This window comes from Stappia sp. MMSF_3263 (assembly GCF_030733745.1).
In the GTDB taxonomy this organism is placed as follows: domain Bacteria; phylum Pseudomonadota; class Alphaproteobacteria; order Rhizobiales; family Stappiaceae; genus Stappia.
The window spans coordinates 186,290-208,309 of record NZ_JASHIK010000005.1; the positions used below are offsets into that span (position 1 = coordinate 186,290).

23 protein-coding genes and 1 tRNA gene are annotated in these 22,020 nt (G+C 61.5%); 18 read left to right on the forward strand and 6 right to left on the reverse strand.

The genetic code is table 11. From position 1 onward, the window contains the following. Position 1: 1 nt before the first annotated feature. The 9 genes from RBB46_RS08215 to RBB46_RS08255 all read left to right on the forward strand — a co-directional run bounded on the left by RBB46_RS08215 (position 2) and on the right by RBB46_RS08255 (position 10,003). Positions 2-325, forward strand: a complete 324-nt coding sequence (locus tag RBB46_RS08215; protein WP_306028446.1) for a helix-turn-helix domain-containing protein — start codon at positions 2-4, stop codon at positions 323-325. Further along, on the forward strand, positions 315-1,358 hold the full coding sequence (locus RBB46_RS08220; RefSeq protein ID WP_306028448.1) for a reverse transcriptase family protein: 1,044 nt from the start codon (positions 315-317) through the stop codon (positions 1,356-1,358). Before RBB46_RS08215 ends, RBB46_RS08220 begins: the two co-directional genes overlap by 11 nt. A 330-nt stretch (positions 1,359-1,688) precedes the next feature. Then, positions 1,689-3,173 (forward strand): Asp-tRNA(Asn)/Glu-tRNA(Gln) amidotransferase subunit GatB, encoded by a 1,485-nt coding sequence (gene gatB / locus RBB46_RS08225; RefSeq protein WP_306028450.1) that lies wholly within the window; start codon positions 1,689-1,691, stop codon positions 3,171-3,173. Positions 3,174-3,571: 398 nt separating this feature from the next. Further along, complete coding sequence (locus RBB46_RS08230) at positions 3,572-5,185, forward strand: glucan biosynthesis protein (RefSeq protein WP_306028451.1); 1,614 nt, start codon at positions 3,572-3,574, stop codon at positions 5,183-5,185. Next, a complete protein-coding gene (locus RBB46_RS08235) occupies positions 5,182-5,598 on the forward strand; it encodes a hypothetical protein (protein ID WP_306028453.1) in 417 nt (138 codons plus the stop codon). Before RBB46_RS08230 ends, RBB46_RS08235 begins: the two co-directional genes overlap by 4 nt. A gap of 58 nt (positions 5,599-5,656) precedes the next feature. Next, on the forward strand, positions 5,657-7,459 hold the full coding sequence (mdoH, locus tag RBB46_RS08240; protein WP_306028454.1) for a glucans biosynthesis glucosyltransferase MdoH: 1,803 nt from the start codon (positions 5,657-5,659) through the stop codon (positions 7,457-7,459). Between the two features lie 84 nt (positions 7,460-7,543). After that, positions 7,544-8,779 carry a DUF3419 family protein gene (locus RBB46_RS08245; protein WP_306028455.1) on the forward strand — a complete coding sequence of 412 codons (1,236 nt, stop codon included), beginning with the start codon at positions 7,544-7,546 and terminating at the stop codon, positions 8,777-8,779. Between the two features lie 44 nt (positions 8,780-8,823). Then, positions 8,824-9,456: a class I SAM-dependent methyltransferase gene (locus RBB46_RS08250; protein WP_306028576.1), complete on the forward strand. Its 633-nt coding sequence runs from the start codon at positions 8,824-8,826 to the stop codon at positions 9,454-9,456. A 37-nt stretch (positions 9,457-9,493) separates the two neighbouring features. Beyond that, positions 9,494-10,003, forward strand: coding sequence for a GNAT family N-acetyltransferase (locus RBB46_RS08255; RefSeq protein WP_306028457.1), 510 nt, complete (start codon positions 9,494-9,496; stop codon positions 10,001-10,003). Between the two features lie 25 nt (positions 10,004-10,028). Here RBB46_RS08255 and RBB46_RS08260 read toward each other — a convergent pair whose 3' ends face one another. Next, positions 10,029-10,847, reverse strand: a complete 819-nt coding sequence (locus RBB46_RS08260; protein WP_306028459.1) for a hypothetical protein — start codon at positions 10,845-10,847, stop codon at positions 10,029-10,031. 348 nt (positions 10,848-11,195) lie between these two features. Here RBB46_RS08260 and RBB46_RS08265 point away from each other — a divergent pair, with 348 nt between their 5' ends. Beyond that, positions 11,196-11,909, forward strand: a complete 714-nt coding sequence (locus RBB46_RS08265) for a glutathione S-transferase family protein (protein ID WP_306028461.1) — start codon at positions 11,196-11,198, stop codon at positions 11,907-11,909. A 20-nt stretch (positions 11,910-11,929) separates the two neighbouring features. Here the strand turns inward: RBB46_RS08265 and RBB46_RS08270 are convergent, their stop codons facing one another. Both RBB46_RS08270 and RBB46_RS08275 read right to left on the reverse strand, forming a co-directional pair. Then, positions 11,930-12,298, reverse strand: coding sequence for a DUF2147 domain-containing protein (locus RBB46_RS08270; RefSeq protein ID WP_306028462.1), 369 nt, complete (start codon positions 12,296-12,298; stop codon positions 11,930-11,932). A 125-nt stretch (positions 12,299-12,423) separates the two neighbouring features. After that, entirely contained in the window at positions 12,424-12,858 is a 435-nt protein-coding gene (locus RBB46_RS08275) for a DUF2147 domain-containing protein (protein WP_336623149.1), read from the reverse strand. A 441-nt stretch (positions 12,859-13,299) separates the two neighbouring features. On the opposite strand from RBB46_RS08275, the gene RBB46_RS08280 reads away from it, so the two are divergent. The 3 genes from RBB46_RS08280 to RBB46_RS08290 all read left to right on the forward strand — a co-directional run bounded on the left by RBB46_RS08280 (position 13,300) and on the right by RBB46_RS08290 (position 15,703). Next, the gene (locus tag RBB46_RS08280) at positions 13,300-13,569 is read left to right on the forward strand and encodes a hypothetical protein (RefSeq protein ID WP_306028464.1); all 270 of its coding nucleotides are present in this window, start codon (positions 13,300-13,302) and stop codon (positions 13,567-13,569) included. 293 nt (positions 13,570-13,862) lie between these two features. Further along, positions 13,863-14,594, forward strand: coding sequence for a hypothetical protein (locus RBB46_RS08285; RefSeq protein ID WP_306028465.1), 732 nt, complete (start codon positions 13,863-13,865; stop codon positions 14,592-14,594). A gap of 1,019 nt (positions 14,595-15,613) precedes the next feature. Next, a tRNA-Ser gene (locus tag RBB46_RS08290) sits at positions 15,614-15,703 on the forward strand. Positions 15,704-15,744: 41 nt separating this feature from the next. Here the strand turns inward: RBB46_RS08290 and RBB46_RS08295 are convergent. After that, positions 15,745-16,782: an aldo/keto reductase gene (locus RBB46_RS08295; RefSeq protein WP_306028578.1), complete on the reverse strand. Its 1,038-nt coding sequence runs from the start codon at positions 16,780-16,782 to the stop codon at positions 15,745-15,747. Between the two features lie 316 nt (positions 16,783-17,098). Here RBB46_RS08295 and RBB46_RS08300 point away from each other — a divergent pair, with 316 nt between their 5' ends. Next, positions 17,099-18,004, forward strand: coding sequence for a LysR family transcriptional regulator (locus tag RBB46_RS08300; protein ID WP_306028467.1), 906 nt, complete (start codon positions 17,099-17,101; stop codon positions 18,002-18,004). 309 nt (positions 18,005-18,313) lie between these two features. Then, entirely contained in the window at positions 18,314-18,739 is a 426-nt protein-coding gene (locus tag RBB46_RS08305; RefSeq protein ID WP_306028469.1) for a VOC family protein, read from the forward strand. A gap of 53 nt (positions 18,740-18,792) precedes the next feature. Here RBB46_RS08305 and RBB46_RS08310 read toward each other — a convergent pair whose 3' ends face one another. Together RBB46_RS08310 and RBB46_RS08315 are read right to left on the reverse strand one after the other, a co-directional pair. Continuing rightward, positions 18,793-19,335 carry an SRPBCC family protein gene (locus tag RBB46_RS08310; protein WP_306028470.1) on the reverse strand — a complete coding sequence of 181 codons (543 nt, stop codon included), beginning with the start codon at positions 19,333-19,335 and terminating at the stop codon, positions 18,793-18,795. After that, positions 19,313-19,699 (reverse strand): helix-turn-helix transcriptional regulator, encoded by a 387-nt coding sequence (locus RBB46_RS08315; RefSeq protein ID WP_306028471.1) that lies wholly within the window; start codon positions 19,697-19,699, stop codon positions 19,313-19,315. Before RBB46_RS08315 ends, RBB46_RS08310 begins: the two co-directional genes overlap by 23 nt. A gap of 478 nt (positions 19,700-20,177) precedes the next feature. Between RBB46_RS08315 and RBB46_RS08320 the strand changes: the two genes are divergently transcribed. From RBB46_RS08320 to RBB46_RS08330, 3 genes are all read left to right on the forward strand, one after another. Next, positions 20,178-20,657 carry a response regulator transcription factor gene (locus RBB46_RS08320; protein ID WP_306028473.1) on the forward strand — a complete coding sequence of 160 codons (480 nt, stop codon included), beginning with the start codon at positions 20,178-20,180 and terminating at the stop codon, positions 20,655-20,657. 240 nt (positions 20,658-20,897) lie between these two features. After that, positions 20,898-21,443, forward strand: coding sequence for a pyridoxamine 5'-phosphate oxidase family protein (locus RBB46_RS08325; RefSeq protein ID WP_306028475.1), 546 nt, complete (start codon positions 20,898-20,900; stop codon positions 21,441-21,443). After that, complete coding sequence (locus tag RBB46_RS08330) at positions 21,440-22,015, forward strand: GNAT family N-acetyltransferase (RefSeq protein WP_306028476.1); 576 nt, start codon at positions 21,440-21,442, stop codon at positions 22,013-22,015. The genes RBB46_RS08325 and RBB46_RS08330 overlap by 4 nt, the downstream gene beginning before the upstream one ends. The last annotated feature ends 5 nt before the right edge of the window (positions 22,016-22,020 follow it).

Genomic DNA, 22,020 nt, shown 5'->3' on the forward strand with positions numbered 1-22,020 from the left:
AATGAATGACATGAAGCGTCCGATGATTAACGACGCTCTCCGCCTGTTGCGCTTATATCTTGGGCTGTCGCAAAAGCAGATCGCCGCAGAACTTGGACTTTCTCAGTCTATGATTTCCGAGATTGAAAACGGCGCAAAGCCGGTCTCGATGGATATTCTTGAAAAATACAGTATGAAATTGAATATTCGTATGTCGAAACTTCTGTTTTTTGCCGAGGAGTTGGAGGGTGAGCCCTTGAAAACGAAAGGTAAGCTCATCATAGCCAGCCGAGTGCTCAAGCTTCTTGACACTCTGTCGCCTCTGGAAATTGCGAATGCCTCGTAGCATTAAGCCGAAGCATACTGAACGATACGAGATTGAACGCTCGCCGCTCTCGCAGAAGCCAACACAGCGCGATATCGCAGGTCTTTTGGGCGAAACTAGAGATGATTTACGACGGCTTGTAAATTATAAGAACGAATTCATCGTTCGTAGGCAGATCACTACTGGTAAGAATAAAAAACAGCGAGATTTAGCATATCCAACCGCAAGACTTCGAGCGGTTCATGAGCGCCTCAAATTTCATCTGAATAAAATCAAGCTTCCCAGTTATCTATTCAGTCCTCGCAAGAATAGGGGGCAGCGTGATAATGCCGTTTTTCACATTGATCAAGATCAGTATCTGACTCTTGATCTGAAGCAATTTTATCCATCGACAAGCGAAGACATGGTGCGGAGTTGGTTTCGTGATGATCTCGGTATGTATGATGATGTGGCAGGGCTGCTAACGCATCTGTGCACTATTGACGGCAAAGTGTCGTTTGGCTCACCGCTAACCCCGGTGCTTTGCAGCCTCATTCACCGCCGGATGTTCGATCAGATCGCTGACATATGTAACAATCGGGGACTGCTTTATTCTGTTTGGGTGGACGACTTGACAATCTCCGGGCGCTTTGTTCCTGGTGAGGTATTAAGACAAATACGAGCCGTCGTGCGAGGTTCGGGGTTGAAGTCGCACCGCATACGATATCGCACTGGAAACCGCCCAGTTTTTATAACTGGAATCGGTGTTGTAGACGCAACGCTTGTTGCCCCTAACTCACTTAACTTGAAGATTAGGGAGTGTTGGACCGAATACCATGCTGCCGTGACTGATGAGGAAGTGAATTTTCTTATCCAGCGCCTGCTTTCTTACCTTGGAACCGCGAGGCATATCTCGGGTGCGAAATCAGAAAGGGGCCGAAAGGCGGCGGACCAGATGAACTCCCTTCGACAAAAGCGTAATAAGCGGTACCTGGCCACTGAGGAACTTTATCGCATAGAACGTGAGAAACAGTCCAAGATGACACCCGTAGACACAGGGCCTCCACCCTTTTAGCTCCCATAAGCTATTGCATAGAGATGCGGCCTTGATTGTGGCTGTCGTACTGGTTGCGTTCAGAGAACAACTGTAGACTGCCAATCAATCGAAATACGGCACGAAGTGGTTCTCGGGAAGTGTCACGATTGCCGCCCACACCCCCCACCTCCCCCCTTGCGGGGAGGGCAAAGACCCACTACCCACTCACTCGAGCGGTCTGGCGCGCGTTTCGGCGCGCGCGGCACGCGTTCAGGACATGTCTGCCCTTAAGGCGTTTTCGCGCGCGTACGCGCGGGGGCTTGAGAGGGCGGGCGGCAGGCACGACACAACGGGCAGGACTTCCACGGCATGAGCATCGTCGACACCCGCACCCCCGATCCCAAGAAGTTCATCAAGGGCGCCACGGGCGACTGGGAAATCGTGATCGGCATGGAGGTGCATGCCCAGGTCACCTCGAACGCCAAGCTGTTTTCCGGCGCCTCGACCGAGTTCGGCAAGGATCCGAATGCCAATGTCAGCCTCGTCGATGCGGCAATGCCGGGCATGCTGCCTGTCATCAACGAGGAATGCGTGCGCCAGGCCGTGCGCACCGGGCTGGGCCTGAAGGCGCAGATCAACAACAAGTCGGTGTTCGACCGGAAGAACTATTTCTACCCGGACCTGCCGCAGGGCTACCAGATCTCCCAGTTCAAGCAGCCGATCGTCGGCGAGGGCGAGGTGCTGCTCGACATGGCCGGCGGCGAGCAGGTGACGGTCGGCGTCGAACGGCTGCATCTGGAGCAGGACGCGGGCAAGTCGCTGCACGACCAGCATCCGACCATGTCCTTTGTCGATCTCAACCGCTCGGGCGTCGCGCTGATGGAGATCGTCTCCAAGCCGGACCTGCGCTGCGCCGACGAGGCGAAGGCCTATCTGACCAAGCTGCGCACCATCCTGCGTTACTTAGGCACCTGCGACGGCAACATGGACCAGGGCTCGATGCGCGCCGACGTCAACGTCTCGGTGCGCGCGCCGGGCGGGGATTTCGGCACGCGCTGCGAGATCAAGAACGTCAACTCCATCCGCTTCGTCGGCCAGGCGATCGAATACGAGGCGCGCCGCCAGATCGGCATCCTGGAGGACGGCGGCAAGATCGACCAGGAGACGCGCCTGTTCGACCCGGTCAAGGGCGAGACCCGCTCGATGCGCTCCAAGGAAGAGGCGCACGACTACCGCTATTTCCCCGATCCGGACCTTTTGCCGCTCGAATTCGACCAGGCCTTCGTCGACGCGCTGGCCGTCGACCTGCCGGAACTGCCGGACGACAAGAAGGCGCGCTTCATCGCCGATTACGGCTTGAGCCCCTACGACGCCGACATCCTGGTGGCGGAAAAGGCCTCGGCCGACTTCTTCGAGAAGGTGGCCAAGGGGCGCGATGCCAAGCTTTCGGCCAACTGGGTGATCAACGAGTTCTTCGGCCGGCTCAACAAGGAAGGCCTGGAACTGGGCGAAAGCCCGCTCTCGGCCGACCAGCTCGGCGGGCTGATCGATCTCGTCGTCGACGGGACGATTTCCGGCAAGATCGCCAAGGACCTGTTCGAGATCGTCTGGAGCGAGGGCGGCGAGCCGGCCGCGATCGTCGAGGCGCGCGGCATGCGCCAGGTGACGGATCTGGGCGCCATCGAGGCGGAGGTCGACAAGATCATCGAGGCCAATCCGGACAAGGTCGAGCAGGCGAGGGCGAAGCCCGGGCTGCTCGGCTGGTTCGTCGGCCAGGTGATGAAGGCGACCGGCGGCAAGGCCAACCCGCAGGCGGTCAACGACCTGCTGAAGGCCAAGATCGGCATCGAGTAGGCCTTCGGGACGGCGCCCGGACGGGGCGCCGGTTCTCCGGGAAGCGGCCTCCGAAAGATGCTCTTGCGCCGGCATTTTTTGCAGTGCAATATATAACAGGATGGCGGGAAGGCGTTGGCGCCTGCCATCCAATTGCCGTGATTGCGTCTGATTTTTCCCAAACATCTTGGTGAGATAGCTTGGCTCGCCGGAACGTGCGGCCTGTCCACGGGCATGCGGAACCAAACTCCGCATGCTGCGTTTGCACAGTGGATTGGCATGCCGGTTCGCACGCGGGTCGGGCAAGGAAGTATGGGGTGATCCGGATGCGGGTCGCGGGCCGGGCGGGCTGTGTGAGCCGCGCCCCGGATGCCGCGAACCCAGGCAAGACATCCGCGGTCGAAGTGCCAGTAGGTGACATGACAACGATCGACAAGCGCAGTTTCCTGACCGGCAGTGCCGGCTTGCTCGCAACCCTGCTTGGAAGCGTCGCGCTTCCGGCCTTCGCCGACGAGGCAGCCCCGGCAACGCCGCCGGCGGGAAGCGAACCGCCGGCGAAGGCGGCCGGCACGCCATTCGACTGGGAGGGGCTGGTTGCCCGGATGAAGGCCAAGGCGGGCGAGCCCTACGACGCGCAGGCGCCGGAGTTTCCCGAGGCCATCGCCAATCTCACCTATGATGCCCATCGCGCGATCCGCTTCCGGCCCGACCATGCACTTTGGAAGACCGAGGAGCGGAATTTCGAGCTCCAGGCCTTCTATCCCGGCTGGGTCTTCGGCCACACGGTCGACATGTTCGAGGTCGTCGGGGGCGAGGCCCGTCCGATGGGCTTTTCGGCCGATGATTTCGAGTATCGCGAGCCGCTCGACCCGGCCGCCTTCAACGGCGTTGCCTTTCCCGGTCCCGCTGGCTTCCGGCTGCACTACCCGCTGAACCGGAACGACTATCGCGACGAGCTGATCACCTTCCTGGGGTCGAGCTATTTCCGGGCGCTGGGACGGGGCAATGTCTACGGCCTTTCGGCGCGCGGACTGGCGGTCGACACCGCCTCGGGAAGCGCGGAGGAGTTTCCCCGCTTCAGCCGGTTCTACATCGAGCGGCCCGAGGCGGGCGCGCGCGAGATCCGGCTCTATGCGGAGCTGGAGAGCCCGCGCGTTTCCGGCGCCTATGCCTTCACCATCCTGCCGGGCGTGGAGACGCTTATCGACGTGGAGGCGGCGATCTTCCTGCGCGGCGACGTCTCGCGGCTGGGACTGGCGCCGCTCACCTCGATGTACCTGTTCGGCGAGAACGACCGGACCGGCTTCGACGACTTCCGTCCGGAGGTGCATGACAGCGACGGGCTCGCCATCCTGCGCGGCAACGGGGAGCGCGTCTGGCGGGCGCTCGCCAATCCGGCGCGGCTGCAGCTTTCCGTCTTCGGCGACGAGAACCCGCGCGGGTTCGGCCTGCTGCAGCGCGACCGCGCGGCCGACAACTATCTCGATGCCGAGGCCCGCTACGAGCGGCGCCCGTCGGTGTGGATCGAACCTGTCGGCGACTGGGGCAAGGGAGCGGTGCTTCTGGCCGAGATCCCGACCGATTCGGAGGCGAACGACAATGTGGTCGCCTTCTGGATGCCGGAAGGGGGGCTGTCCGCCGGGTCCGAGCACCGGCTGCGCTACCGGATGATCTGGGCGCGGGACGTGGAGGGCGACGTGCCGCTGGCGCGGGTGCTGCGCACGCGCACCGGACGGGGCGGCAACTCGGCCGCCGAGGGCGATGCCAATGTCCGCAAGTTCCTGGTCGATTTCTCAGGAGAGACGCTGGCCGGGCTGGGCGAGGAATCGGCGGTCGAGGCCAAGCTCGGCGTCAACAACGGAAAAATCGCGCACCTGATATTGAACCAGATGCCGGGTAGCGACGTTTGGAGACTGATTGTCGACGTCAAGCGGGTCGATGCCGACCAGCCCGTCGAACTCTCGGCCGCCCTTCTGCTGGAAGGGGAGCGCCTGACCGAAACCTGGACCTATCAATGGGGACAAGCCACATGATCGCTGAAGTCCTTTCGCCGGAACCTGGCCGCGCCCTCCCGCCGGAGGACGCCGGGAACCGACAGGCGTTTCTAGACCGGCTGCGCCAGCATTTCGATCGCCACGATCTCGACGACGCGGCGCTTGAAGAGGCTGTGTGCGAAGCCGTCGGACGCCTGTGCGACGGGGAGAGGGGCGCGGTGCTGGAGCGCCTTTACGCGGGGCGTGCCGGCGCCGACCTGCTGCAGAGCCTTGTCGCATCGCTCTGCCTGCCGGCACCGCGGGCGGCGCTTGCCATGCCCGTGCAGGTGCTGGAGCGCCGGGGCGCGGGCGCAGCCGGCCTGCTGCCGCGGTTGCAGATGCGCCGGTTCCAGATGCCCCGGTTCCAGACGCTTCGGGCCTTCTCCCGCCGCGATCGCGTCGGGGAAAGATAGGGCCGGGCCGTGTCGTCGCGGAGCCGGAGGACAGCGCCGCCGTTCGGGAGTGGATGAAATGCAGCCGGGTGATTCCAAGCCGTCCCTGAAGGACAGCGTCATGGTCGGCGTGCGCCGGACCGGCGCGGTCGTGCTGGCGCTCGGACTGACGGTTGCGGCCGCCGCCATGTTCGGGTCGGTGGCTGTTGCCGACGGGTTCGACTGGGTCGACGTGCTGCGGGTGTCGCTTGTCGCCTTCTGTGCGCTTTGGCTGTCCTGGGGCGCGTGTATCGGCATTCTCGGGCTGATCTTTTCCAACGACAAGGTGCCGGTGCACGAAGGCCGCCCGAGCGGCCGGACGGCCATCGTCATCCCGGTCTACAACGAGGCTGCCGATGCGGTGTTCGCGCGGCTCGATGCCATGTATCGGGCGCTCGACGAACTGGGCGTGATCTCCACCTTCGACTTTCACGTCCTGTCGGATTCGACCCGCGAGGAAGCGGCCGCCGCCGAGCGGGCCCTGCACCGCCGCGCCGTCGAGGCGCTGGGGGCGGGGGGGCGGCTGTTCTATCGGCACCGTTCGCCCAATACCGGCCGCAAGGCCGGCAACATCGCCGATTTCATCCGCACCAGCGGCGGCGCCTACGAGTACATGCTGGTGCTCGATGCCGACAGCCTGATGAGCGCGGACACGATCGTGGAGATGGTGCGGCGCATGGAGGCGGCCCCTGGCCTCGGCCTCCTGCAGACGGTGCCCTGCATCATCGGCCGCAAGACGCTGTTCGGCCGGATGATCCAGTTCTCGGCGAATTTCTACTCGCCCGTCTTCTCGCGCGGGGTCGCGGCGCTGCAGGGCCGGCAGGGCCCGTTCTGGGGGCACAACGCCCTGATCCGCACCCGCGCTTTTGCCGCCACCTGCGGGCTGCCGGCGCTGGCCGGCAAGCCCCCCTTCGGCGGCGAGATCCTCTCCCACGACACGGTGGAGGCGGCGATGCTGGCGCGCGGCGGCTGGCAGGTCCGGCTCGACGCGGATCTCGGCGGCTCCTACGAGGAGGCGCCCGCCAACCTCATCGAATATGCCAAGCGCGACCGCCGGTGGTGCCAGGGCAATCTCCAGCATGCCCGGGTGGTTCTTGCGCCCGGACTGCCGTTCTGGAGCCGCATCAACATCCTGCAGGGGATCATGGCCTATCTGGCCTCGCCCGTGTGGCTCATGTTCCTGCTGGCCAGCGTCGCCGCGCCGCTGTTCGCGCCGGCGCCGGTCTATTTCATTTCCGGCTCGCCGTTTCCCCGCTTTCCCCATCCGGAGACGGAAAAGGGGCTGGCGCTGCTGTTCGGCGTCGTCGGGCTCCTCATCCTGCCCAAGGCCCTGCTGCTGCTGCGCGCCGTGCTGACACGCGGAGCGCAGGCCTATGGCGGTCCCGCGCGGGCGGCGGTGTCGGCGCTCTACGAGTTGCTGCTCGCCTCGCTGATGGCGCCGATCCACATGATGTTCCAGAGCCGCTCGGTGTTCCAGGTGCTGTCGGGGGCGGATTTCGGCTGGCCGTCGAGCGACCGGGAGGACGGTTCGCTGGACCTTGCGACAAGCGCGCGGGCGAGCTGGTGGATGGTGCTGTTCGGCGCCGCGACGCTGGCCTTCGCCTATTACTTCGCATCCGGCCTGCTGGCCTGGCTGCTGCCGGTGACCCTGCCGCTGGTGTTCGCGCCGCTGGTGATCTTCTGGACGGCCTCTCCCTCGGCCGGAGCGAGGGCGCGCCAGCGCGGCCACTTCATCACGCCGCAGGAATGGCGCGAGGTTCCCGTGATCACGGCAGCCTCCCTTGCGCGCGACACCTATCGCCGTGCCGATACGCAGCCTGACGAGGCGCGCGAGGTCGCCTGAACGGACGCTGCCTGTCATCATCCCGTTACGAGAACGGCTTACCCGGCTCAGCTCAAGGAAACTCGAGCGAGTCTGGAGGTCTACATGCTGACTGGTCAGTCGAATGCGGGCAGGGGCGAACTGCTGGGACGCGCGGTCCATCGCAACAAGGCCTTGTCGGGCGAGGGCGCGCTCGAGCGTCTCTTCACCTGGGCGTTCAAGGGGCTTGTCTACCCGCAGATCTGGGAAGACCCCGAGATCGACATGGAGGCGCTGGAAATCGGCCGCGACCACGACGTCGTCACGATTGCCTCGGGCGGCTGCAACGTCCTGTCCTATCTCACCGCCGATCCGGCCTCGATCACGGCCGTCGATCTCAACCAGGCACATGTGGCCCTGACGCGGCTGAAGCTCGCTGCCGCCCGCAACCTGCCGGGTCACGAGGCCTTCTACCGGTTTTTCGGAAAGGCCGACGAGGCGGCCAATATCGAGGCCTACAACCGGTTCCTGCGCGACCGGCTCGATCCGGACAGCTGCGCCTACTGGGAAAAGCGTGGGCTAACCGGCCGCAAGCGGATCTCGCTCTTCGCCCGCGATCTCTACCACCACGGGCTGCTCGGCTATTTCATCGGCGCCGGTCACCTGGTCGCGCGCGTCTACGGCATCAACCCGAAGGAGATGCTGCGGGCCCGCTCGCTGGAGGAGCAGCGCACGTTCTTCGACACGGCGCTGGCGCCGCTCTTCGACAAGCGCATGGTGCGCTGGGCGACGTCGAAGCGGGTTTCGCTCTACGGGCTCGGCATCCCGCCGGCGCAATACGAGGCGCTGGCCGGCGGCGGCTCGATGGCCACGGTGCTGCGCGAGCGGCTGGAGCGGCTTGCCTGCGGCTTCCCGCTCTCGGAGAACTACTTTGCCTGGCAGGCCTTCGGCCGCGGCTATGCCAACGACGAGGCGGGCCCGCTGCCGCCCTATCTGAGGGCCGAGCATTTCGACACGATCCGCGAGCGGGCGGGCCGCGTGCGGGTCGTCAATCGCTCCTTCACCGACCATCTGGCGGGCCTCGAGCCGGCGAGCGTCGACCGCTACGTGCTGCTCGACGCGCAGGACTGGATGTCGGATGCGGTGCTGAACGCGCTTTGGGCGGAAATCACCCGCACGGCGCGTCCCGGCGCGCGGGTCGTGTTCAGGACGGCGGCCGAACCGAGCCTGCTGCCGGGCCGCGTCGAGCCGGCGCTTCTCGACCAGTGGCGCTACGAGGCCGACCGGTCCCGCGACCTTGGTCTCAGGGACCGGTCTTCGATCTATGGCGGCTTCCACATCTACGTGAAAGACGCAGCGTGAGCGCCGGCCCGCAGGGCGCTGCCCCGACCGGCAATGCCGACCTGATGGACGGCATCTACAGGTGGCAGCGCCACATCTACGACGCCACCCGCAAGTATTACCTGCTTGGCCGCGACCGGCTGATCGAGGAGCTGGCGCCGCCGCCGGGCGGTACGGTCCTGGAAATCGGCTGCGGCACGGCGCGCAACCTGATCCTTGCCGCGCGGCGCCACCCGCAAGCCCGATACCTTGGCATCGATATCTCGGCCGAGATGCTGGCAAGCGCGCGAGCCTCGATTGCCCGCGCAGGTCTGGACGATCGCATCACCGTGGCACAAGGCGATGCGACGGGCTTCGACATGCGGAGCCTGTTCGGCATGGAGCATGCCGACCGCGTGTTCTTCTCCTACAGCCTGTCGATGATCCCGCCCTGGCGCGAGGCTCTGGCCGCGGGTGCTGCCGCGCTGGCGCCCGGCGGCCGGCTCTCCGTGGTCGATTTCGGGCAGATGGGCGGCTATCCGGCGATCCTGCGCCGGCCGCTCCGTGCCTGGCTGGCCGCCTTTCACGTGGAGCCGCGTGCAGGGTTCGCGGAGGCCCTTCGAGAGGTGGCGGACGCCCACGGCCTTGATGCGACAACGCGCGAGCTCTATAGCGGCTATGCCGTCCACGGCGTCATCGCTCCAGCCGCGTCGTCCTGACGCGCGCCGTTTCGCAAGCTCCGCCTTCGAGGTTTTCATGTCGCAGAACGATGATGCGCCCGCGAGCAATCTGTCGGCCGCGGGGGACCTGGTGATCGAGCCGGCCCGTGAGGCGGATGTCCCGGCCTGCGTCGCCTTGATGAGCGCCAATGCCACCGGCGCAAGGGTGGGGCAGGAGGTGGGCGAGTTTGCGCCCTATCTCGATGCCTTCCGCCGCATGGCCGAGGGCGGGCGCACGGTGCTGCATGTGGCGCGGCTTCCCGGCATGGGGCCGGGCGAGATCGCGGGCATGTTCGAACTCACCATCCTCGACGGTCTCTCCTTTGCCGGGCGCCCCCGGGCGCAGGTGGAAAGCGTGCATGTCGACCCGGCGCTGCGCAGCCAGGGGCTCGGCGCGCGCATGATGGCCTTTGCCGAGGACCGCGCCCGGGCGCAGGGCTGCGTGCTGCTGCAGCTTGCCTCCAATGCCGAGCGCACCCGCGCCCACGCATTCTATGAACGGATCGGCTACGACCGTTCGCATGTGGGCTTCAAGAAGGTGCTGTGACCTGACCGATTGTTCCGGCTTCCCCTTAAGGAAGCGCTTGTGAGCATGCGGCCGGGTAGGGTTGACCGAAGCCGATATGCGGCCCGAATGACCATTTCGTTCCGTCGAAGCAGAAACGGACACGGATGTCATCATCGTTGCCGTAGATGAGGCCGATGTCGGAAGATCCCAGAAGCTCCATGCCGTGGAATTGTCCGTCAAAGAAGCCCCGCGCCCATTTGACGACTTGGCCGTTCTCCGTAATTCCGTATATGGCAAGAATGTCTCTGTGACGGCCGTAGAGCCTTCCGACAACATTGATGCCGGATACGATTCCGTGACCCTGGCCATCGTGAATTCTGTCCGTGTACCTTTCGAAGCCGTTACCGGTTCTTGTGAAAATATCAAAGATATCGTTGTCTTTTCCATATCTGAGTACAGTGTGGTTCTGCCCGGTAAAGACATCGACGCCGCAGTCATATTCCTCTCCGTCCTGTATTCGGAAGAAGGTTCCCTTGCTGATATCGTTCGGATCCTCTCCGACGATAATAAGATCCTTGTCCTCGCCCCCGATCCAGGTGGAGAATCCCGATGCCGCCGTCTTGCAGTGCCAGAAGGGATCGTTCATGGAGCCGCCGCGGACTATGCCGTCATTTGCATCACATATCTGCGGTATGCCGTCACCGCCTTTCGTGAGCAGGCCGCATCCGCCAAGCGGTGCATTCTTGTCCCACATATGAATGTCGGGGCCGGCCGAACTCACACACTTGACACATTGGCCAAGACGCCCGGCTGTGGCGAAGGAGGTTGGAAGGGCGATAATTGCCGTAGCTAGAAAAAACGAAAAGAGTGTTGCTTTTGTCATGCTTGAATCCTCATAAGTAATTATTTTCAAATATAAAAATGATTTAGCTTGTTTGTATTTATATCATTTAACGTGTTGAAAATCAATTGATGCAATCTGCGGATGTAGCTGCGTAGGGGCCGGGCTTCAAGAAGGTGCTATGAGCCGCCGCCGGCCGGCCAGTTGTGCGCCGGCATTCACATGACTTGATCCAGCGTTCAGTCTGCGGGATTCTCACGCTGACGGTCGGCCGCGGGCGTTGCGGGTGTCGCGGCGGCCCCCACTTGAAGGGGCGACCGGCAGTTCCCGCCAGCGATCTTCCTTCCCGGCCCGGACTGCCATATCCCGATGCAAGACGGAGTTTCCCGAATGAGCACAGAGCAGAAGACGCCGATCGAGCTGCATTACTGGCCGACACCGAACGGCTGGAAGGTGACGATCCTGCTGGAGGAACTGGGCGTTCCCTACGAGGTGAAATACGTCAATATCGGCGCCGGCGAGCAGTTCAAGCCGGAGTTCCTGAAAATCGCCCCGAACAACCGCATGCCGGCCATCGTCGATCCGGAAGGGCCGGGCGGGGAGCCGATCTCGATCTTCGAATCCGGGGCGATCCTGCAGTATCTCGGCCGCAAGTTCGGCCGCTTCTACCCCGCCGACGAGCGCAAGCGCGCGAAGGTGGAGGAATGGCTGATGTGGCAGATGGGCGGTTTCGGCCCGATGCTTGGCCAGAACCACCATTTCCGCGTCTACGCGCCGGAAAAGCTGCCCTATGCGATGGACCGCTACCTCAACGAAACCCATCGCCTGTATGGCGTATTGGACAGGCAGCTCGAGGGCCGCGACTTCGTGGCGGACGAGTATTCCATCGCCGACATGGCGATCGTCGGTTGGGCGACCGGCTGGGAACGTCAGGGGATGGAGCTCGGAAAGGACTTCCCCAACGTGGCGCGCTGGCTCGCCGCGCTGAAGTCCCGCCCGGCGGTGGAACGCGGCCTTGCCGTTGGTCGCGACATGCGCGAGCAGCTGGATCTTGCCAGCAACAAGGACGCCCAGTCGGTGCTGTTCGGACAAAGGGCGCGCTAAAGGGAGACGAGGGCGCCGGACTACTTCGCCCGGTGCCAGACTTCCGTCCGGCACATGTCGACGACCACCCGGACGCAGCCGCGAAGACGAAGGCGGCCGGGCGGATCGAGCGTCGCGCTTACAGAGGCGCTCAGCCCGCGGCGCGGATCGTAGGCGCGCCCGCGCCAGCCGTCGTCGCCGTTCCCGGAGAGGTTCCACAGGACCGGGATGCCGAGAAGCTTGCGGTCGCGCTTCTTCCGGTCGCGGTTGTTGGCATCGAGGGTTGTTTCGCGCGTGAAACCGGGGGGCGGGGGGAAGTCCACCAGCAAGCCGCACGGCGCCTCGCCGCAGGGACCGATGCGCACCAGGCCGTTGTCCGGGGTGATCCATTCCCCGTATATGACGTCCATGCCCGGCGCCGGTACGGGCAGGGCGAGGACAAACGCGAGCGAGAGCGCGGCGGTGCAACAGGCAAGGCGTCCCGGCACGCGCGGCCGGGCGCCGGCCGGGTCCGAAGCGACAGCGGAGCGAGGGGCTAGCGCACCCGGGTCCAGGTCTCGCCCTTGCAGATCAGTCCACCGAGAACGCAGCCTTCCAGCTTCAGCCCGTTGTTGCCGACCAGGGTCATCACGCCGCTGTAGGTCTTGCCGTCTTCCGCGTTGTAGACCTTGCCCTTCCAGCGGTTGTCGCCGGACGGTTTCATGTCCATCACGGTCTGCGTGCCGAGCAGCGGCCGGTTGCGCTTGGCGGCATCCGGGTTCTTCGTGTCGTTGCGGGGATCGCGCAGCCAGACGATCTTGCCGCAGAGCGCGGATCCGCAGGGGGCGATCTGGATCTGCGAGCTCCCGCTCGGCCGCTTCCAGACCCCGGTTGCCTCGCCCGCCCGTGCCTCCATGCCCGACACGAACAAGAGGGCGATTGCCGCCATCGCGGTCAATGCGGTTGCTGTCCCTGATACTGTCCTGGCCATTGCCCTTGCTCTCCTCCTCCGGCGTCGGGATCCCGTTCATGTCTTTCCCTTTACGCAAACGTAACCTATCGAGAGTGGGTCGTTGAAACCAGTCGTGACGTAACGGCAGATGGCGGGTTTTTTGTGTCGCCGCGCGCCAAACTTTTTTTCCCTGTTTCAGACAAGGTGAATCAAGGGTTTCCGGAGCGATGAAAGTTCGATTCAAAGATGTCTGATTCCAAAGCGCTTTCGGCAAAAAATAGATGAATCCTTCGTGAAGTTTACTGATTGGTCTTGAACTGTTTTCCTCCTGTTAAGCGAGAATTTTAAGCGCTCGTTGAAGCGCTCTGGACACACTCGAACGTGAAGATTGCAGGCGGCAAGGACAAAGGCCGGCAGGATCTTCACCAAGCCCGACCTGGCAGAAGCCGGTCGGGATCAAACGAAAGACAGGAGTGTGAAATGGCTCGTTTGGATCTTGGAACTCCCGATCTTGCCGCGATGGGCGGTCAGCCCGCGGGACCGGACATTCTGCTGCAGATGGGGCTCGATTGCGCCTGCGGCCGCCACGGCGTCGCTGACCTGGTCGCCGCGCACAAGTGGTTCAACATCGCCGCCATGAAGGGCAGCTCGGACGCGGTGCGCTACCGCAAGGAGATCTCCGTGGAGATGAGCCGTGCCGACATCGCCGACGCGCAGCGCGCGGCCCGCGAGTGGCTTGCCCTGCATTGATCAGCCCGGCCGCCCGTCCCGGCGACAGGGACATGCCGACGATCGTTCTCAACCAGACCACGGCGCGCTGACAGGTTTCTTCCGCCCGCGCCGTGGTTGGTGTGTTCAACGTATTTGACCAACTGACAGAGCGAATGCGTTTGCAGAACTAAAATGCCCAGAAAGTATACTTAATATTTTTTGAGAGTTGCACATTCAGCACGCTCGCGGAGATGATTGATTGCGCAGGGTCTATTGCAATTTCTGCCAATACGCTTGCATCAGAATATTGGTGCAACGTAGGGAGAAATGAAATGGATAGATTGCAGCGCTGCAGGGCGGTTTCGAAACTGGTGGACGATGCTCTGCGAATTGGGTGCGGCGCAGTGGAGACGGGCAATGAGGTCTCCGATTTTGAGTTGATAGCAAAATCTTTTGAGAAAGGTGTGGTTGGAGAACATCTCAATCGCAGAATCAATACACTGCCTCCCAATCAAGTATTGTGGATAGTGGCGCGCGACCGAAATGGTATTCCGATTGGGACAATGGCGGCTCGATACGACATCGTCCAAGGATGGGATTTAGCCCATTTTATACGCGAATATTGGGCTAGGGCATACACAGGTGTTGGCAAGAATCCTGTGGAAATCGAAGAAGAATCTCTTCGTTATGCCAAGGGAATACAAGGACCTTGGGTGTATATTGGAGAAGGGTTCGTTGAGAGTGAATTCAGAAATAAAGGTATTTCAAAAATACTTATACAAATATTAATATTGCTTTCTTTTGATGAGTATAATCCAAGTTTAATCTACGGATGGATGCGTCCAAATTTAATAAATAGAGGAATAAATACATCTTGGGGGTTTCATAATACTATATATCCAGGGGTGCGGTGGATGAGTGCTCCCAAGCAAGCGGACTTGAAAGATCTGGCTTTTGTCTCTTGTGACTCAGCAGGCGTGGATCGGATTGCCCGAAACAAGCTGCAGAATGTCGAGGACTCAAAAACTGCGAATATACAATCAGCGCAGGTAAGCCACCAGTAAGAGTTATGGGCAAGAGGATCCTCATGTAAATTAGATGATCTGGCAGTGAAGCTGATCTGAATACGTCTGTTTGAATGATTTCTGCAACAGGCCTTCGATCGCTTGCCGCCATAAAATAGCCGCGCCGCAACGCTTGTCTGTATTCTAACGGAAATTGGGTTGCGGCCGGCCCTGGCGTTAAATTTTCAATAATAGATTTCGCTAGAGTATTGTGCCCAATGAATAGTAAATTAGAATTATTGCTAGCATCTTCTTTTGATTCCATAATTATTATTTTTTCTGAATAAAAAGAAATTGTTGGGTTCACTGATGGACTTAGCATCCAAGATTGAGAGATGTTGCGTGCGTTTTCGTCAGAGTAATTATCAATTGCTGTTGGAAATGAGATGTATTCGACTTTTGTACACATCCTAATCATTCCCTTAATGATGACGCTTGTGGCGGAGCATGGCCCAAGTTAATGCAGGTCTCACGAAGTCGAATACAAGTGCCCTTTCTTCATATGTAAGTCTAGACAGATCATTCGTCCCTGCAACCTGTAAAGAATGCAGCTTTACTATGTCAATTAACCCCATTCGATTAGCCCACAACACCATTTCGTCGAAACGATCGCCGGCCTCTCCCTCGGCGTCATTAGGTTTTTTTGGATATATATCCATATGTCCTCTCAATTTTTTCGCTTTTGATTTACAAATTTTGCTTTCTTATTTGTTTGTTTTCAAGCTTCTTGAACGATCTTTTGTCCAAATAAATTACCCTTGGACGTTTCGAGCTGTCTGAAGTCGTTGGCTTTCACAAGAAATCTTCGATTCAGCTGGAGCGCTAGGGTTCCTGCATGGTGATAGGGTCTCAGGTCGTCGGACTGATTTCTGTCTGCCATTTTGATGGAAATGGCCTTCGTTCATGCAGGACGGCGTTATTAGTCGCGTTTTGTGCTTTTTTGTGCCACACAAATCTCTGTCCAAAACTTCATGATATGCTCTTGCCAAACCGGTGCAAATCTCCGAAAAGGACGCCACGGAGAGGTGGCCGAGTGGTCGAAGGCGCTCCCCTGCTAAGGGAGTATACCGGAGACGGTATCGTGGGTTCGAATCCCATCCTCTCCGCCATTCCCCGATTGCCCTCGACAACTCGCTATCGCTGCCGATCCCTATCCCGAGATAGGTGGATTGAGTCGCGCAAAGCCTTCCTGTCGCCGGTATGGAAAATGCGGATAGGGTGTGGTGACGGCGCTGGCTTCATCAAGCTTGGCGATCTGTTCGCTCGTCAGATGCCAGCCGACCGCGCCGAGGTTCTGGCGAAGCTGGTGCTCGTTGCGCGCACCGATGATGACCGATGAAACGGTCGGGCGTTGCAACAGCCAGTTGAGGGCGATCTGCGGGACGGTCTTGCCGGTTTCCTCCGCGACGACATCGAGAGCATCGACAACACGATAGAGGTGCTCGTCGTCCACCGGCGGGCCGAAACCGGCAGTCTCGTGCAGGCGACTGCCTTCGGGTAGCGGTGTGCCGCGGCGAATCTTGCCCGTCAGGCGCCCCCAGCCAAGCGGACTCCAGACCATGGCGCCGAGGCCCTGATCTTGCCCGAGCGGCATCAAGTCCCATTCGTAGTCGCGTCCGACCAGCGAGTAGTAGACCTGGTTGACCACATAGCGCGGCCACCCATGGCGGTCGGCGACGGCCAGCGATTTCATGATCTGCCAACCCGAGAAATTGGACACGCCGACATAGCGCACTTTCCCCGTGCGGACGAGCATGTCCAGCGTAGAGAGGACTTCCTCGACCGGTGTGCCGGCATCGAAGGCGTGAAGTTGCAGAAGGTCGATATAGTCGGTCTGAAGGCGGCGCAGTGCATCCTCGACGACCCGGATCAACCGGTGACGCGAGGACCCGGCATCGTTTGGGCCGTCGCCCATCGGCAGGCTGGTCTTGGTCGAGATAAGCACCGCGCCGCGCCGGCCCTTGAGAGCCTCGCCAAGAACTTCTTCGGAAGCACCATCGGAATAGACATCGGCGGTATCGAACAGGTTGACGCCGGCCTCCAGACAGACGTCGACGAGACGGCGTGCCTCGGTGGCGTCGGACGTGCCCCAATTGCTGAACAAGGGGCCGGTGCCGCCGAAGGTGCCGGCTCCGAAGCTGAGGGCCGGCACCTTGAGGCCGGATTTTCCGAGGGGACGGTAGTCCATGAGAATACTCCTTAGTGAAAGGGCAAGAAGGCTCGGTGAGAGGGCGCTTTTGTCGACATCGCTGACTTCTGTCAGGAGCGGCGCGATACAGGTGAAGACAGCGAAAACGCCTGCATGGCCGAGTATGGTGGTCCACAGGCCGAGCAATACCGGGCGGCGCGCAGGTCAACTCGCCAGTCCGTCGCTTCGTCTTCGCTCCGATCCTGCGGCACGATAAATCCCGACCGTCATTCAGTTCTGTTTCGTGAGAGATAGACGCGCCGCGCTTGATGAAATAGCCTGCCTGACGGAAAATAACTTGTGAGATGAAGTCATTATGGCGCGCATTGAAACCAACCGCTCCGGTGAGATGGATGTGTTCGTTCGCGTGGTCGAACAGGGCGGGTTTTCGCCGGCTGCCCGCGTTGCGGGCATGACGCCTTCGGCGGTCAGCAAGCTGATCGCACGATTGGAAGCGCGGCTTGGCACGAGACTGCTCAATCGCTCGACGCGCCAGCTTCAACTCACGCCTGAGGGCTGCGCATTCTACGAGCGGGCAACACGCATCCTTGCCGATATGGAGGATGCTGAACGGGTGGCGGGCATTGGCGAGCAGGCGGTGGGCCGCGTTCGCATCAACACCAGCGCCTCATATTTCAACCATGTCCTGGCGCCGGTGCTGCCGGAGTTTCTGGCGTTGCATCCGGCCGTGACGCTCGACATCATTCAAACGGATGCGGTGGTCGATCTCCTTGCCGAGCGCACCGATGTCGCGGTCAGGGCGGGGCCGATGAAAAGCTCGAGCCTCGTTGCCCGGAAGCTCGGCGAAACGGCGCTGACCATCGTCGCCGCCCCTTCATACCTGGAACGCTACGGCGAACCGCGCAGCATTGCCGATCTGGAAGGGCACAACCGTCTTGGTTTTGGTTATGCACGTGCAGTCGACGGCTGGGCGTTGCGGGAAAATGGCGAGATCAAACTCGTGCCAGTCACCGGCCAGGTACAGGCGAGCGATGGTGAAGGTTTGCGCCAACTGGCGCTTTCGGGCGTTGGCCTTGCCCGCCTTGCCGAGTTCACCGTCCGCGCAGACATCGCCGCAGGAAAGCTCGCACCTGTTCTTTGCGACCTTGATGCCGGTGAAAAAGAGGCGTTTCACGTCGTCCATATCGGCCAGGGCGGGCCTCTGCCGTCGCGCGTCAGGGCGGTATTGGACTTCCTGGCGGAACACGGGAAGGTGTCATGACGCGCCAATTCAGAGGGCTACGGCGCATGTGTCGTCCTCCGTTTCTTCGGCTGCCGGGCGGCTGCCCGCCAGGTGACGGGTTTCGAAATCTTCTTGCGGTGTTTCCCGATCCGGCCGCAGCCGGCCAACGCGAAGCGGGCGTTGACCTGCACGGAAGACGGAGCTAGCCGTTGGGGGTGTGAAACAGGTTAGGTTCGGGAAGGTTGGTCCGGCCCCCGCTTCGCGGATCCTTCCGCTGCGCGTGCAGCGGCCCAAGACTGTCGTCAAGGTGCCTGCATCGTGCGGGTGCTGACAGCTAAGGGTATGGACATGCAACCACGTATTTCCGTTTTCACGCTTGGCGTGGCCGATCTCGAAAAATCGCTCGTCTTCTATCGCGACGGTCTCGGCCTGCCGACAGAGGGCATTGTCGGCCGGGAGTTCGAACATGGCGCGGTCGCCTTCTTCGACCTGTCGGGCGGGCTCAAGCTGGCGATCTGGGCGCGCAGCGACCTGGCATTCGACACCGGCCTTCCCGAGCAGCCTGTCAGTTCCACTGCCTTCACCATCGGACACAATGTTTCGCAGCGCGAAGACGTCGGCCGGATCATGGAGCAGGCCCGGCGGGCAGGCGCGGAGATCATCAAGGCGCCCCAGGACACGTTCTATGGCGGCCATGCCGGCTATTTCCGCGATCCCGACGGACATCTGTGGGAGATCGTCTGGAACCCGCAGATGCTTCCCCCGCAGGACTGATCCCGTGTTCTGAAATGCCACGGGCTCCCGTGAAGGGAGCCCGTGTCTCGTCGTCAGGCGGCGAACCGTTCGTCGTATTCAACCCTCAGACGCCTCCAGCCGTCCCAGAACGGCTCCGGGTCCCGTGCGTTCATGCGTGCGAGCAGAACGTCGAGATGCATGTGCCAGCCGGCGCTCACACCCAGCAGCGCGGCGCGGCTTGCAAGGCGGCTGTGAACGATGGTCAGCAGTGTTTCGTTGCCACGGGGGGCGAGCTCGAAGGCGACCTCGCCGTCCGTGTCCCATGTGATGACGAGCCTGCGGGGCGGGTCCAGCTCGAGGATCCGGCTTTGCATGCGCTCTTCATCGCCATATCCATCCGGACGGTTTCCCGGGACGGAGGGACGCGAGGCAAGCTCGTCATTGCGCCAGACGAGCTCGAAGGACGTTCCGGCCTTCATCGTCATGTCGCCGGAGGCGAGCCACTGGCGACGCAACTCGCTGTCGGTGAGGTAGTCCCAGACGCGCTCGACAGAGGCCGGCAGGACACGCCGGATCTCCAGCGTTGCCGGCTCGATGAGCGTGCCGTGGGCTTCAAGGTTTGCCAGTTCCGTCATTTTCTTCTCCTTCGGGTTTCGTGGGGGGAGTGGAGGTTTTCTCCTGGCGCAGGAGCCCTTCGAGCACGTCCAGGCGTCCGGTCCAGAAGCGTTCATAGGCGCTGAGCCATTGGTGAGCGCTGGCCAGCGGGCCGGGCTCAAGCGAGCAGACATGCGTGCGCCAGCGGACCTCGCGGCGGATGAGACCGGCGTTTTCGAGGGCCTTGACGTGTTTCGACGCAGCAGCGAGCGAGATGGCAAACGGTTCCGCAAGCTGGCTTACGGTCCTCTCGCCATCCGCGAGTTCGTGAAGCATCCGGCGGCGCGTGGCGTCGCCGAGTGCATGGAAGACAGCGTTGAGCTGGGGTGTGTTTAATTCAACCATGAGGTTTATTGATAACGGGATTTTTCAGTGAGTCAACCGTTTGGTTTAATGAATGCGATTTTTGTTGGCGTAGCTGCTGCGTGGCGGTCGTGGCAGGGCGATCCGGGCGCAGCGCGGGGGATGATGGGCGCGCACCTTCTGAATGTATTCTGAATTCATTCAATCACTGGATGAAGTTTTCGCATGGCCAGGTATCCCGCATGGCCGCGATCGAGCGGGCGTGAAGCGGGCTTCTTCTTTCTTTTTCAACGCAGTCCGGCGGGTTGGACTCACTTGATCCTTGCAAATTTCTGCCATGGCACTCTTCTCATTCGTATAAATCTTAGTAATATCTAAAATGTATTAAAGATCCAGATTTTAGATCCTAGATTCAATATTGCTAGATAAGTCGAAAATGGGAAATGTGGTCTATTTATTTGTATTAACTATTTAAGTAGATCTTAGTTAAGTCATTGGAATTATTTCAAGGGTGCTTGGTATGTCGGAGCCTGCGAAGTTCGATGTCGTGCTGGAATTGACGGACCTGTCGCAGAACAGCCTAGAGGTCAGAAGTTCCAGCCTCTTGGCGTTTCTTGAGGGTGTGAAAACCGCCTATGCGGACGGATGCCCGGAAGGAAAGATCCCGGACCCGGCAGCGGGGGACGACTACATCACGCTGAATTTCCATCTGGTCGTCGACCGGTCGGATGGCTGTGCCGGGGCGGGAGGGGACGGCGAGGAGGAGAGAACGTTGCTGACCAGACGCCAGACAGAAATCGCCCACCTGCTGGAGCGCGGGCTGACCAACAAGGAAATCGCCAACAAGCTCAATATCAGCCCGGCAACGGTCAAGAACCATGTTCACGCCATCCTCGGCAAGCTGGACCTTGACCGGCGCAGCAAGGTGGCCGCCCATCTGCGGTCGAGGTCCCAACTCGTGGTCTCCGCCCAGGGTGCGCCCCAGAGCGCAGGTTCTTGAGACCGGCGCAGCCCGGAGGCGCCTGACAGGGGGGGCTGGCCAAGCGCGCCGGGCGGGGGATGCCGGCCGCTGGTGCCTGGAGGCCCTGCACCCTTGTGCTCCGGCCGGTCGGCCTGCCAGCGCGGAAATTGGCCGCCCAATGCCCTGATGCTTGCATCAAATCACCGGATCGTCTCGACCTCGCAATACAACCTGTGGTAATTTTTTTGATCCTGCCAACCGAAGGAAGTTGTATTCACCATGGCCGTTTCGAACAAGCTGAACGGAACGCTGCGGGACTTTGTCGTGCAGCGCGAGATGTTTTTCGTGGGCACCGCCGCGCCGCAAGGGCGGGTCAATATTTCCCCGAAGGGACTGGATACGCTGCGCATCATGAGCGACACGCGGATCGTGTGGCTCAATCTCTCGGGGAGCGGCAACGAAACGGCCGCGCACCTTCGCGAGGCGAACCGGATGACGCTGATGTTCTGCGCATTCAGCGGCGAGGCCCGGATCCTGAGGGTCTACGGCCGGGCCAGGGTGCTGCATCCGCGTGACGAAGGGTTCGGCGCGCTTGCCGCACTGTTTGCCGAGATGGCGGGCACGCGCCAGATCTTCGACATGGAGATCGACATGGTGCAGACCTCCTGCGGCTCGGGCGTCCCTGTGATGACCTTCCAGGAGCAGCGGGGCGAGGAGGAACTCGTGCCCTTCTATGCCGAGATGGGCAAGGAGGGGGTCGAGGCCTATTGGCGGCGCAAGAACAGCCTCAGCATCGACGGAAAGCCGACGGGAATCGATCCGTGAGCGGTTCGGGCCTTCAGACGTTTCCCCTGACGGGGGAGCGGTTCGCCGATTTCGAACGGCTGATGGGGCCGAAGGGCGGATATGGCGGTTGCTGGTGCATGCTCTGGCGCCTGGGCAAGGGCGCCTATGACGAGTTGCGGGGCGAGGGAACCCGTACGGCGATGGAGGATCTGGTGCGCACCGGGCCGCCGCCGGGCGTGCTTGCCTATGACGGCGAGACGCCTGTCGGCTGGGTGTCCGTCGCCCCGCGCGAGGTCTTCGTTCGCCTGCGCACATCGCGGGTGCTGAAGCCTGTCGACGCGCGGCCGGTCTGGTCGGTTTCCTGCCTCTACATCGCCCGCAGCCACCGCCGGAAGGGCGTCTCCGCTGCCCTGCTCGCGGGCGCGATCGAGCTTGGCCGGGAGCTTGGCGCCGAGTGCCTGGAGGGCTATCCGGTGGCGCCGGAAAAGTCGTCCTATCCCGTCTCCTATGCATGGACCGGCTTTCGCGAGAACTTCCTGCGTGCGGGCTTCAAGGAGGTGGCAAGGGGCTCGCCAACCCGGCCGATCATGCGATACGACCTGGCCGACTGAGGCGC

Coding starts and splice junctions, on each gene's coding strand:
- RBB46_RS08215 (WP_306028446.1), top strand. CDS start 2: ATGAATGACATGAAGCGTCCGATGATTAACGACGCTCTCCGCCTGTTG.
- RBB46_RS08220 (WP_306028448.1), top strand. CDS start 315: ATGCCTCGTAGCATTAAGCCGAAGCATACTGAACGATACGAGATTGAA.
- gatB (WP_306028450.1), top strand. CDS start 1,689: ATGAGCATCGTCGACACCCGCACCCCCGATCCCAAGAAGTTCATCAAG.
- RBB46_RS08230 (WP_306028451.1), top strand. CDS start 3,572: ATGACAACGATCGACAAGCGCAGTTTCCTGACCGGCAGTGCCGGCTTG.
- RBB46_RS08235 (WP_306028453.1), top strand. CDS start 5,182: ATGATCGCTGAAGTCCTTTCGCCGGAACCTGGCCGCGCCCTCCCGCCG.
- mdoH (WP_306028454.1), top strand. CDS start 5,657: ATGCAGCCGGGTGATTCCAAGCCGTCCCTGAAGGACAGCGTCATGGTC.
- RBB46_RS08245 (WP_306028455.1), top strand. CDS start 7,544: ATGCTGACTGGTCAGTCGAATGCGGGCAGGGGCGAACTGCTGGGACGC.
- RBB46_RS08250 (WP_306028576.1), top strand. CDS start 8,824: ATGGACGGCATCTACAGGTGGCAGCGCCACATCTACGACGCCACCCGC.
- RBB46_RS08255 (WP_306028457.1), top strand. CDS start 9,494: ATGTCGCAGAACGATGATGCGCCCGCGAGCAATCTGTCGGCCGCGGGG.
- RBB46_RS08260 (WP_306028459.1), bottom strand. CDS start 10,847: ATGACAAAAGCAACACTCTTTTCGTTTTTTCTAGCTACGGCAATTATC.
- RBB46_RS08265 (WP_306028461.1), top strand. CDS start 11,196: ATGAGCACAGAGCAGAAGACGCCGATCGAGCTGCATTACTGGCCGACA.
- RBB46_RS08270 (WP_306028462.1), bottom strand. CDS start 12,298: ATGGACGTCATATACGGGGAATGGATCACCCCGGACAACGGCCTGGTG.
- RBB46_RS08275 (WP_336623149.1), bottom strand. CDS start 12,858: ATGGCCAGGACAGTATCAGGGACAGCAACCGCATTGACCGCGATGGCG.
- RBB46_RS08280 (WP_306028464.1), top strand. CDS start 13,300: ATGGCTCGTTTGGATCTTGGAACTCCCGATCTTGCCGCGATGGGCGGT.
- RBB46_RS08285 (WP_306028465.1), top strand. CDS start 13,863: ATGGATAGATTGCAGCGCTGCAGGGCGGTTTCGAAACTGGTGGACGAT.
- RBB46_RS08295 (WP_306028578.1), bottom strand. CDS start 16,782: ATGGACTACCGTCCCCTCGGAAAATCCGGCCTCAAGGTGCCGGCCCTC.
- RBB46_RS08300 (WP_306028467.1), top strand. CDS start 17,099: ATGGCGCGCATTGAAACCAACCGCTCCGGTGAGATGGATGTGTTCGTT.
- RBB46_RS08305 (WP_306028469.1), top strand. CDS start 18,314: ATGCAACCACGTATTTCCGTTTTCACGCTTGGCGTGGCCGATCTCGAA.
- RBB46_RS08310 (WP_306028470.1), bottom strand. CDS start 19,335: ATGACGGAACTGGCAAACCTTGAAGCCCACGGCACGCTCATCGAGCCG.
- RBB46_RS08315 (WP_306028471.1), bottom strand. CDS start 19,699: ATGGTTGAATTAAACACACCCCAGCTCAACGCTGTCTTCCATGCACTC.
- RBB46_RS08320 (WP_306028473.1), top strand. CDS start 20,178: ATGTCGGAGCCTGCGAAGTTCGATGTCGTGCTGGAATTGACGGACCTG.
- RBB46_RS08325 (WP_306028475.1), top strand. CDS start 20,898: ATGGCCGTTTCGAACAAGCTGAACGGAACGCTGCGGGACTTTGTCGTG.